The sequence below is a fragment of the Anaerotruncus sp. 1XD42-93 genome (genome assembly GCF_009917605.1).
Lineage (GTDB): Bacteria > Bacillota > Clostridia > Oscillospirales > Ruminococcaceae > Anaerotruncus.
In genome coordinates, this window is the sequence record NZ_QZEG01000075.1 from 1 (window position 1) to 10964 (window position 10964).

Below are 10964 nucleotides of genomic sequence, written 5' to 3' on the forward strand. Positions count from 1 at the left end.
GCCGCCTACAAGGAAGTGATTGACCGTTCCTCTCTGGCGGCTGAACGCAAGCACCCGGAAACAAACCGGGACGAGCGGTGACTTCGAGACAAAATGTCCCAAAGGCCGGAGGGCCTATCCCCCATGAAAGGAGGCGGTTTTGATTGATTGACGAGGATGTTTCCCGGCGCACGATAGCACTTTCTATCAGAACGGGAAAACTTTCGGCCCGGGTGCTGGCCTATGCGCTCCGGGCGGCTGGCCGGAAGATACAAAAGGAGCACCGGGCCCACCAGACGCCCCACGGCAGGCAGTCCGTGAAAAAGCTCATGGCCCACGGCGCGGCTACGAACAGTATCGAACTCACCGGGGCCCCCAAGGAGTTTGACCGGGTGGCCCGGAAGTGGAATGTTGACTATGCCTTTTATAAGACCGGGCCGGACAAGTATCTGCTGTTCTTCAAGAGCGGGCAGGCGGACGCAATCACCGCTTGTTTCTCGGAATACTCCCGCCGTGTGCTGGATAAGGCAAAGACTGACCGCGTACCCATCCGGGAACAGCTCAAACGGGCCGCCGCCGAGATACTGCGCCAGCCCGCGCCCCAAAGGCAAGACCGCGTAAAGGAGGCCGCCCATGAGGACAGATAAGCTGAAAAAGTACCTTTTGCCGAACCTCCCCTATCTGTTCATCGCGTGGGCCTGCCTGAAAGTGGGGACGGCCTACCGTCTGGCGGCGGGGGCGGATTTGGCCCACAAGCTGGTGGGGATGGTGGCGGCCCTCGGCCCGGCCTTTGCCGACTTCGCGCCGGGGCTCAATCCTTTTGACTGGCTCACTGGCATCGCGGGGGCCGTGGCGATCCGGCTGATTATCTACCAGAAAAGCAAAAAAGCCCAAAAATACCGCCGGGATGAAGAGTATGGTTCGGCCCGCTGGGGAACGGAAAAAGACATCAAGCCGTTCACCGACCCCAAGTTTGAGAACAACATCATTCTGACCGGGACGGAATTTCTCACCACCAACACCCGGCCCGCCGTCCCCGCCAACGCCCGGAACCTGAATTGCTGTGTTGTCGGTTCCTCCGGCTCCGGCAAAACCCGGTTCTGGCTCACGCCCCAGCTTCTGCAGGCCCATTCCTCCTATGTGGTGGTAGACCCCAAAGGCGGGGTGCTGGAGCAGGCCGGGTATTTCCTGCAAAAGAAAAAGGGATATAAAATCAAGGTTTTTAACAGCATTGATTTTTCCCGCTCCATGCACTATAACCCGCTGGCCTATATCCGCAACGAGGCCGACATTTTGAAATTTGTCAATACCTTAATAGCCAACACCAAAGGCGAGGGCAAAGAGGGCGACCCGTTCTGGACGAAATCAGAAACGCTTTTATACTGCGCCCTTATCGCCTATATCATCTTCGAGGGCCCGGACGAGGACAAGAACATGAACACGCTGGTAGACATGATTTCCGGCATGGAGGTCAAGGAGGACGATGACGATTTCATGAACGCGGTGGACTATATGTTCGCCGGGCTGGAAAAGCGCAAGCCGGACTGTTTCGCGGTCAAGCAGTACAAAAAGTACAAGCTGGCCAGCGGCAAGACTGCCCGCTCCATACTTATTTCATGCGGTGCGCGGCTGGCCCCATTTGACATCCCGCAACTCCGGGAGATTATGAGCTATGACGAGATGGAGCTTGACAAGCTGGGTGACAGACGGACGGCGGCGTTCTTCATCATCAGTGATACCGACACCACCTATAACTTTATCGTGGCCCTTGCCTTTTCGCAGATGTTCAATCTTCTCTGTGAACGGGCGGACAACGTACACGGGGGCCGCCTGCCCCATCATGTGCGGGTGCTGTGGGACGAGGCCGCCAACACCGGGCAAGTGCCCAACCTCGAAAAGCTGGTGGCGGTCATCCGCTCCCGGGAGGTGAGCCTGACGCTGTTCTACCAGCAGTTGGCCCAATGTAAGGCCATCTACGATAAAAACGCGGAAACCATTTTAGGCAACATGGACAGCGTGGTGTTCCTTGGGGGCCGGGAGGCCAGCACCATCAAGGAAATATCGGAAAACTGGCTGGGCAAGGCCACCATCTCCATGCAGACCGAGGGCCGCTCCCGAGGGCAGTCCGAAAGCTGCAACCAGAACACCCAGCGGCTGGGCCGGGAGCTTATGACCCCCGCCGAACTTGCCACCATGCCCGGCGACAGGTGCATCCTGCAACTGCGGGGCCTGCCGCCGTTCTATTCCAAAAAGTACGATTTGAAACAGCACCCCAACTACCGATACACGGCGGAGGCGGACAAGAAGAAAAACGCCTTTTCGCTGGAGCGGCTTATCTGCCGCCGCATGAAAACGCTCAATCCCAACGAGCAGTACACCGTGTACGAGGCGGACGTGCCGGACGGAACGCCCATAGACGAGGACGAGGACATCCTCAACTATGACGATTTGGACGACCCGGACGCTTTTGTATAGCTTTGGGACATTTTGTCCCGAAGTGTCACCTGCCGCCTACACCGGGCGGCTTTTCCTGTGCCCGGGAAAATCCCGGAGAAATGGAGGACTATATGGCATTTTTCGCATCCGCTATCACCACTTTGCAGACCCTTGTTATCGCGCTGGGCGCGGGCCTCGGCGTTTGGGGCGTTGTCAATCTGCTGGAGGGCTACGGCTCGGACAACCCCGGCTCAAAAAGTCAAGGCATGAAACAGTTCATGGCTAATTAAAGGGAACAAAAAGAAAGGGAAAGCCAATCCAGACGGTATCAGCGGCAGGATACAAGAATAAATTGTGATTTCACAAGATTGGTGCTATAATAAGAGAAAAGTTCCTGCCGGGGCAGCCGCCCCGGTGGTATGGATAGAAAGGCAGGAAAACAATATGCACATCAGCTATAAACCACTCTGGCACACACTGTTAGAGCGTGATATGAGGAAAGAGGATTTAAGGCTTGCTGCTGGTATGACAACAAATATGATTGCCAACATGAGCAAAGAGGGAAAGCACATCAGCATGGATACATTAGCCCGTATCTGCGAAACGCTGAATTGTGAGATTACCGATGTGATTGAGTTAGTACCAGACGAGCCTGCTTCCACAGGAGGTAAGGAACATGAGAGAATTGAAACCAAGAATAACGGAAAACGGAATTGATTATATCCTTGTCGGAGATTACTACATCCCGGACTTGAAACTGCCGGAGGAACACCGCCCTATCGGAAAGTACGGACGGATGCACCGGGAATATTTAAGGGAAGTCCACCCAGCCAGATTGAATACATTGATACTGACCGGAGAATTGTGGACATATCTTGCAGACCTGAACGAACAGGCACAGGAACGGTTAGACACTATCATGGAGCAGATGAAAGCCACCGAGGGCGTGACAGAGGAATTGAAGCGAACTCAACAAATGGAATGGGTGCAGCGTTGTAATAACATTCACAACCGGGCAGAAGAAATTGTTTTGCATGATATAATTTATTCATACGGGAGTAATTAAATCGGAGGTATATAAGATGATTGAAATTGTATTTGGTGAAAGTGCCTGTGGAAGTTTGAAAATTGCCCAAACTTACGGTAAGGGAAAGTATAGAGGAAGTGCAGTTTCGGTCTTTATGAGGCACGAAGATGGGAGTGTTCCATCTTCAGATGAAATGAAAGAAGCACAAATTCAAGCACAGGAACAAGAACATATTGCTTGGGAGAATGCTATTCCATTGGGAGGCAAGAGCAGTGATGTTTATTGTTTTGATATGGCTCTTAGTGTGGGAGATATTTCTGATAATGGAATTGGCGAACAGCGGAAAAATGTTCTCAAGAAAATGCTGTCTGTCTGGTTTGTAGAGGATTTAGACTATCAGGTTGAAGAAAAAATACAGAAAATTAAAACTACATTGTCTTCGGTTATTGAACGATATGTAGCTGGGGAAGAAGTTCGTATTTGGTATAGCTATAATCCGGATGAACTTTGCGGTATGTACTGGCTTATGAAACAACTTCGACCATTAAACTGTCAGACAACAATTTATTTGGTTAAGTTACCTGCCTGGGAATATGGAAAAGAAAATACTATGATATCCAAAATAGCATGGGGTGAGGTTTCTCCTGGCGAATGGGGAAAATATATAACTCTACAAGAAAAAGCTAAGCCTGTATTTCTTTCAGCTTGTGCTATGAAATGGAATCAACTTCAAAATGAAAATGCACCTTTGCGTGCAATGCTAAATGGTAAATTGCAAAGTGTTTCAGAAGATATATATGATAGTTTCATTCTTCGTGAAATTGCGGAACAGCCAGAGCAATTCAAAATGGCTATTGTTATAGGTAATGTTTTAGGAAAATATCAACTTGGAATTAGTGATGTATGGATTTCTAATCGCATTGATAAAATGCTTGAAGATGGTGTGTTGGAAATTATACAGGACGCACCAAAGGGAGAAACAAATTATCGCCGGATATTAAGAAAACGAATGAAATAATAACCACAGCAAGAACCGCTGCTACATGGAAGGCACCCCAACCATGCAACAGCGGTTTTTTTTACCGTTTTTTCCTCTGGCTGATAGGCGTTCCCATTTTCTTTGATTTTTTGAGAATCCGAATCAGCCAGCGAAATTCTTCGTCTGACAGATTTTTATAGTTGATACCGAGCTGCTTGCAGTAAAGGACAACCAGCTTTTCATCCCGGCTGCCCTTGAAATTTTCGACTGCTTCGAGATTTTCTTTCAATTCATCGGCAACGGTGGTCTGGGGCGCACTCTCACTGTCCTTTTTGTGGGCTTCCCGAATATCCCGGATAATCAGGTTGAGGTCATCCAGAACCATGTGACTGAAATACTCATCATCACTGATATGGGCGGCTTGCAGCACTTTCAAATGCGGGTCATCTTCGCCTGGGCGATACCGTTCAATGATTTCATGCCGGACGGTATCGACAAGTGCATTGAGGTTTTGAATCTGCATGGTAGCAATCCCGTCCACATAAATCTCAATGTCTGCAAGAAACTTGATAAAATCTTTATGTGTAGCAAGCTCACAGAGCAGACGGTTGTTAATCCGACCGCTTTTCAGCAGTGCCACCATCTCATCATTCAAATGCAGCTCCGTCAATGGTGTGTTGATCTGCTCCCTGTTCTCTGTCCGGCACAGTAGATAATCAACAGAGACCCCATAGAAGTCTGCCAGCGTGATAAGGTTGCCATGATTGATTTCCTTAAAATCCTCTTTTTCATAACTTCCAAGAGCTGATTTGGAAATGCCTGTCAGCTTTGATAGTTCTTCCAGATTTAAGCCTTTGTCCTTGCGGAGTTCCCAAAGGCGTTCCTGTATGCTTGTTGCTCCTTTCATGGGCGCACGCTCCTTTCCAATGGTTTCATTGCTGCCGCTTATCTGGATTATATCACACTTTCCGCAATCGTGGAAATTTCTGATTTTTACCCCTAATTCCTACTTTGTGGACATACGGCACAGGGCACAAAAATGTTCTATGATACAGGTAGTTCATCGATGGATTATTCCAATCGAATGACCAGCCTGTGTGGGATATGCTTCCCCGGCGATGTAGCGCCATGACTTTTGGCAGGGATGTGGAGGAACCCTGACCGAAACGAGCGTACCAAAGGGAGCGATACGCCGCTGTGAGATTCAGGGGAGGAACGACACCGGGGAGAACTGGCGAACTGACACCGAAATGATACCGAAACACGACAATCTGATAGGGGGATAGTCTACCCTATCGCTGATACTTCGGGAGATTTTAATCGGCTCTATGACCGTAATTTTGCCGAAAATCGCCCCGAAACCATACACTAAAACGGGAGGAAATACAATATGCCGAGAATGAGCAAAAAGAGGAAGCATGAGCTTTCCTTTTACCTCAATGACCGGGGGCGTGTCACTTACAACGAATTATGCCGGAAATGCCAGCATGGGTGCAAGCAGAGCTTCCGGGCGGTTGTGATTGACTGCCCCCGTTATTTATTCAAACGATCAAAGAAAAAGGAGGAACACACCGAATGAATTTTGAATTTATGACGATAGACACACCATTGCCGCCCTGTATGCCATTTCCCAGAGCGTTGACAGGATTTCCAGTCAGCAGCACCGCAAAGGTCATGTACTGCCGGATGCTGGACGCTATGCTATCCAAAGGGCAGGAGGACGAGAACGGAATCCTGTTTGTCTGCTTCCCTGTCACAGCCATTGCCGCAGTCCTGTCCCGCAGTCCCATGACGGTCAAGCGTTCTCTGAATGAACTGGAAAACGCCGGACTTATCATGCGGGTGCGTCAGGGCGTGGGAGAACCGAATAGGATTTATGTGCTGATACCGGGAAAGGAGGACGCTGCCCTTGCCTGATACCTCGAAGCTGGAAAAGCTCAACCGGGAGCTGGAGAAAAGCGAAAAGAAACTGCGGAAAGCCATCAATGATGAAAAGGCATTGCAGCACCAGTTAAAGCAGCTTACCCGAAAGGAACGGACGCACCGGCTCTGCACTCGTGGCGGTATGCTGGAAAGTTTTCTGCAAGAGCCGGAACGCCTAACAGATGATGATGTCATGCTGTTGTTGAAACTCATTTTTCACAGGCAGGACACGCAGGAACTATTGAAAAAAATGCTGGAACGGGAGAAGCCGGAAACCCCTTAGTTTACTAAGGGCGCATTATCCGAGATTTCCAATTATCCGAGGTAACTCTCAAAGCTGCCGATATGAAAGGCTTTCAAAGAAATTATCTCGGATAATTATTTATGAAAAGAGCAACTGCCATTTCAAAAATTATCAGAGGCAAAGGTGTGATTTACCCAATTATCTCGGATAAGTACAAATCACCCACAATTGAAAGCGGGGTTAATTATCCGAGATAATCGTTTTCAAATGCTGTATTCATCGGATTTAATCAATTTACCTCGGATAAGTTTTTATCTCGGATAATGCGCCCTATCCAAGAACTCGGATAGGGCGCAATTATACACCACCCAGAGGTTGGTGCATTGCGTTCTCCGAAGGCTCCTCGCCGGAGGGCTGTGATTTTCCGCAGTCATGGTCTGCTCCAAATCATACAGGGGACGCTACGCTTCCCCTGCGCTGGCTGCCGCCAGCTACCCTTTTGTGGACTTGCCATCTGGGGACACCTTGCCTTGCAAGCTGTTCCCAGCCGACAAGTTTCATAAAATATGCTATCTTTTCGATAGGCAATACAGTATAATGATGTTGATAACAATTTAAGTAAGGAAGATAGTGATGAAAGACTTATATGATATTGCCTTGTGTACGGTAAAAAACATAAATTTAAAGAAAAATGGTAAAGCAGGTCATGTGGCTTGTGCTTTAGAAACAGTAAGTGGTATTGTTTATACTGGCATTTGTATTGATGTGCCCTGTTCAATTGGAATTTGTGCAGAACAGGCAGCTATTGCCGAAATGCTGAAACATGGAGAAACGAAAATCAAAAGAATTGTATCTGTTTATGAAGATGGCAGCATCCTGTCGCCTTGTGGAAGATGCAGAGAATTGATTTCACAGTTAGATCTGGATAATGAAAATACAGTAGTTGCCATTAACAATGACCAAAAGGTTACATTGAAAGAATTATTACCTGAAAGGTGGGACAAAAAATGGGATTAAATAAATTAACCAACAGAATTTATTTTTTAGAACACGCCCCCGAAGTGGACAGACCGATGTTAGCTTATCTTAAAGGAGATAAAATTTCTCTGGCGATTGATGCTGGATATTCGGCATCTCATGTTCAGGATTTTTACAGGGCAATCGAAGCGGAACAGTTTAACAAGCCGGATTTTACGGTTATTACACATTGGCATTATGACCACACCTTTGGTATGCACGCAATCAATGGAATAAGTATTGCCTATGGCAAAACAAATGAGTTCCTCAAAGACCAGCAAGAACAGGCAAAAAACCTCAATTATATCGAAATTCTGAAAAAGGAAGATATTCATTTTAGAAAAGAATATTGCGGACAGGACAAATTAAGTATTGTGCTGTCCGACATAACTTTCTCGGATAAAATGACTTTGGATTTAGGTGGCATTACTGCACAAATCTTTCATACAATTTCGCCACATTCAGAAGATACTACTTGTGTTTATGTGCCAGAAGAAAAAGTTTTGTTTTTAGGAGATTCAACGAGTGAAGATTTCTTTAATAATGGATATATGGATAAGGATAAACTGTATTCTTTGGTTCAGACTATTCAATCTATCGATTGTAAATATTGCATACTAAGTCATTGCGAACCTCTTAGTAAAGAGGATTTGCTTGCTTATTTGTTGTCAGTAGAAGCTTGAAATTCCATTTTGCTATTTTTCTACATCGGGTCAACTTGCCCCGAACTTTTACAACTAAATACCCGCCGCCCAGCGGCATACCGAGCAGGAAATCTGAAAAAGGTCTCCTGCTTTTTTTCTGCCCAAAATGAGGTGGCAAAACGCCACCCCATCCACCAAGCATAGAAAGGAGGGACACGAAATGCCCTGTCCACACAACGAAATCACGATTGTACAGCGAAGCCAGCGGCAGTCTGCGGTTGCCGCCGCTGCTTACCAGAGTGGCGAAAAGCTTTTCTGTGAATATGACCAGCAAGTGAAGCACTACCCGGAAAAGCGTGGTATCGTCCACAATGAAATCCTGCTCCCGGCAAATGCCCCACAGAAATATGCAGACCGCAATACCCTATGGAACGCCGCCGAAGCGGTGGAGAAACAATGGAACTCTCAGCTTGCAAGGCGGTGGGTGCTTACCATCCCCAGAGAGATACCACCTGACCAGTATGCTGTCCTTGTCCGGGAGTTTTGTAAACAGCAGTTTGTTTCCAAAGGCATGATTGCTGACTTTGCCATCCATGACCCCCATCCGCCGGGACACAATCCCCACGCCCATGTCATGCTGACTATGAGGGCAATGGATGAACATGGGAAATGGCTTCCCAAGAGCCGCAAGGTTTATGACCTTGACGAAAACGGGGAACGGATAAAACTTCCCTCCGGCAGATGGAAAAGCCACAAGGAAGATACGGTTGACTGGAACGACCAGAAGTATTGTGAAATCTGGAGGCATGAATGGGAGGTCATCCAGAACCGCTATCTGGAAGCCAATGACCGCCCGGAGCGTGTGGACTTGCGTTCCTATGCCAGACAGGGGCTTGATATTGTCCCCACTGTCCATGAGGGTGCTGCTGTCCGGCAGATGGAAAAACGTGGTATCCAGACGAATATCGGCAATCTGAACCGGGAAATCAGAGCCGCCAACCGCCTGATGAAGTCCATCCGGCAGCTTATCCAAAACCTCAAAGGCTGGATTACCGAGCTGGGAGAAAAACGGAAAGAGCTGCTTGCACAAAAAGCGGCGGAGGAAGCGGTCTTTCTTCCAAATCTGCTGATGAAGTATATGGAGATACGAAAGGAAGAACGGAAGGACTGGACAAGGGCTGGACAGAACCGGGGGACTTCACAGGACTTAAAGGCAGTCAGCGAAGCCCTGTCCTATCTCCGGCAAAAGGGGCTTTCTACTGTGGAGGACTTAGAAGTATTTCTGGAATCTTCCGGGAAATCAGCCGCAGATTACCGCAATCAGATGAAGCCAAAGGAAGCCCGCAGCAAAGTGATTGACGGGATTCTTGCCAGCCGGACAGACAGCAAGGAATGTAAGCCCGTCTATGACAAGTACCAGAAGATATTTTTTAAGAAAACAAAGGAAAAATTCAAACAGGAACACCCGGAGGTTGCCCGGTATGAGAAAGCCGCCGCCTACCTTGCTAAGCACCCGGACGATAAGGACAGCACTCAAAAGGAACTGCAAGAGGAGCAGGAAACGCTTCTCAGCGAAATCGCAGAGCTGAAAGTACCGCTGACCGAGGTACAGGAGGATTTGAAGAAGCTGCGGGACATCCGTTATTGGGTACGGAAAGCCACACCCGGCACAGAGGAAAGTAAAGAGCCACCCAAGAAACAGCCCATCAAGGAAGCCTTGCAGGATAAGGTGGACGAGAAAAAGGCTAAAAGAACTATCCCGGCGCAGACAAAACGCAAACAACAGGATATGGAACTTTAACAGACACTTGCCATTTTCAATCAGAGAATGTCAGGTGTTTTTTCTTTTTTTCAAGGAGGGACAGATTTGAATGTATTTGAAGCTGTGAAGCAGTCCGTCACAACCAGACAGGCTGCGGAGCATTATGGAATCCATGCAGGGCGGAACGGGATGGCTTGCTGCCCGTTCCATCACGATAAAACCCCAAGCATGAAGCTGGATCGGCGTTACCACTGCTTCGGTTGCGGTGCGGATGGGGATGTGATTGATTTTGCCGCCGCCCTGTATGGGCTGGGAAAGAAAGAAGCCGCCGTACAACTGGCACAGGACTTCGGGCTTTCCTATGAGGACTGGAAGCCGCCGGGAAAGGCAAAAAAGCCCAAGCCCTGGCAGAAATCCCCGGAGGAACAGTTTCAAGAAGCAAAGAGCCGCTGCTTCCGTATTCTTGCCGATTATCTCCATCTGCTTCGGGCATGGAGAACGGACTACGCCCCACACTCCCCGGAGGAAGCCTTTCATCCCCGGTTTATAGAAGCCTTACAGAAGCAAGACCAAGTGGAGTATCTGCTGGATGTGCTGCTGTTCGGGGAAACAGAGGAAAAAGCGGCTTTGATTACGGACTACGGAAAGGATGTGATACAGCTTGAACAGCGAATGGCAGAGCTTGCCGCCGCAGACGCATGTCAACGCCAATTTGAAATTGTAAGAAAACGCCGAAGAAATTTTGTAGTTTTTCGGCGGGGGGGGGGGTAACAAAACTAAGCGTTTCCTTGTTCAAAAAGAGTGTTCACGATTTGCTGTTTCTGGCGCATAAATTCCTTGCGTTCTTTCAGGCGGTAAGACTCGCCCTTGATGTTGATAACGGTGCAGTGATGCAGGACACGGTCCAGGATGGCGGAGGCGATGGTGACGTCGGCAAAGACCTCGTTCCACTG

15 protein-coding genes are annotated in these 10964 nt (G+C 48.5%); 13 read left to right on the forward strand and 2 right to left on the reverse strand.

The annotated features are described in order from the left end of the window. Nucleotides 1–146 precede the first annotated feature (146 nt). The 6 genes from D5269_RS15870 to D5269_RS15895 all read left to right on the forward strand — a co-directional run bounded on the left by D5269_RS15870 (nt 147) and on the right by D5269_RS15895 (nt 4460). Nucleotides 147–626 carry a PcfB family protein gene (locus D5269_RS15870; protein WP_166545222.1) on the forward strand — a complete coding sequence of 160 codons (480 nt, stop codon included), beginning with the start codon at nt 147–149 and terminating at the stop codon, nt 624–626. Beyond that, complete coding sequence (locus D5269_RS15875; RefSeq protein ID WP_120487052.1) at nt 613–2454, forward strand: VirD4-like conjugal transfer protein, CD1115 family; 1842 nt, start codon at nt 613–615, stop codon at nt 2452–2454. The genes D5269_RS15870 and D5269_RS15875 overlap by 14 nt, the downstream gene beginning before the upstream one ends. Before the next feature lie 92 nt (nt 2455–2546). Further along, nucleotides 2547–2705, forward strand: coding sequence for a Maff2 family mobile element protein (locus D5269_RS15880; RefSeq protein ID WP_199735775.1), 159 nt, complete (start codon nt 2547–2549; stop codon nt 2703–2705). A gap of 64 nt (nt 2706–2769) precedes the next feature. Beyond that, nucleotides 2770–3132 carry a helix-turn-helix domain-containing protein gene (locus D5269_RS15885; RefSeq protein ID WP_022742028.1) on the forward strand — a complete coding sequence of 121 codons (363 nt, stop codon included), beginning with the start codon at nt 2770–2772 and terminating at the stop codon, nt 3130–3132. Next, a complete protein-coding gene (locus D5269_RS15890) occupies nt 3092–3481 on the forward strand; it encodes a TnpV protein (protein ID WP_009296082.1) in 390 nt (129 codons plus the stop codon). The genes D5269_RS15885 and D5269_RS15890 overlap by 41 nt, the downstream gene beginning before the upstream one ends. Nucleotides 3482–3497: 16 nt before the next feature. Continuing rightward, nucleotides 3498–4460, forward strand: a complete 963-nt coding sequence (locus D5269_RS15895; protein ID WP_009296083.1) for a DUF3658 domain-containing protein — start codon at nt 3498–3500, stop codon at nt 4458–4460. Between the two features lie 61 nt (nt 4461–4521). On the opposite strand, the gene D5269_RS15900 is transcribed toward D5269_RS15895, so the two are convergent. After that, complete coding sequence (locus D5269_RS15900; RefSeq protein ID WP_009296084.1) at nt 4522–5328, reverse strand: helix-turn-helix domain-containing protein; 807 nt, start codon at nt 5326–5328, stop codon at nt 4522–4524. Nucleotides 5329–5811: 483 nt separating this feature from the next. On the opposite strand from D5269_RS15900, the gene D5269_RS15905 reads away from it, so the two are divergent. The 7 genes from D5269_RS15905 (at nt 5812) to D5269_RS15935 (ending at nt 10782) form a co-directional block, all read left to right on the forward strand. Further along, a complete protein-coding gene (locus tag D5269_RS15905) occupies nt 5812–6000 on the forward strand; it encodes a hypothetical protein (RefSeq protein ID WP_009296085.1) in 189 nt (62 codons plus the stop codon). Beyond that, on the forward strand, nt 5997–6338 hold the full coding sequence (locus D5269_RS15910; protein ID WP_006873175.1) for a DeoR family transcriptional regulator: 342 nt from the start codon (nt 5997–5999) through the stop codon (nt 6336–6338). The genes D5269_RS15905 and D5269_RS15910 overlap by 4 nt, the downstream gene beginning before the upstream one ends. Next, complete coding sequence (locus tag D5269_RS15915; RefSeq protein ID WP_009296086.1) at nt 6331–6627, forward strand: DUF3847 domain-containing protein; 297 nt, start codon at nt 6331–6333, stop codon at nt 6625–6627. The genes D5269_RS15910 and D5269_RS15915 overlap by 8 nt, the downstream gene beginning before the upstream one ends. A 594-nt stretch (nt 6628–7221) precedes the next feature. Next, nucleotides 7222–7605 (forward strand): cytidine deaminase, encoded by a 384-nt coding sequence (locus D5269_RS15920; RefSeq protein ID WP_009296087.1) that lies wholly within the window; start codon nt 7222–7224, stop codon nt 7603–7605. Then, complete coding sequence (locus tag D5269_RS15925; protein WP_009296088.1) at nt 7596–8288, forward strand: MBL fold metallo-hydrolase; 693 nt, start codon at nt 7596–7598, stop codon at nt 8286–8288. The genes D5269_RS15920 and D5269_RS15925 overlap by 10 nt, the downstream gene beginning before the upstream one ends. Before the next feature lie 181 nt (nt 8289–8469). Next, on the forward strand, nt 8470–10050 hold the full coding sequence (gene mobQ, locus D5269_RS15930; protein ID WP_009296089.1) for a MobQ family relaxase: 1581 nt from the start codon (nt 8470–8472) through the stop codon (nt 10048–10050). A gap of 66 nt (nt 10051–10116) precedes the next feature. After that, on the forward strand, nt 10117–10782 hold the full coding sequence (locus tag D5269_RS15935; protein WP_243126938.1) for a CHC2 zinc finger domain-containing protein: 666 nt from the start codon (nt 10117–10119) through the stop codon (nt 10780–10782). Nucleotides 10783–10787: 5 nt separating this feature from the next. Here D5269_RS15935 and D5269_RS15940 read toward each other — a convergent pair. Next, nucleotides 10788–10964 (reverse strand): ATP-binding protein (locus tag D5269_RS15940; protein WP_158604915.1); only part of this gene is annotated, 177 nt, incomplete at its 5' end.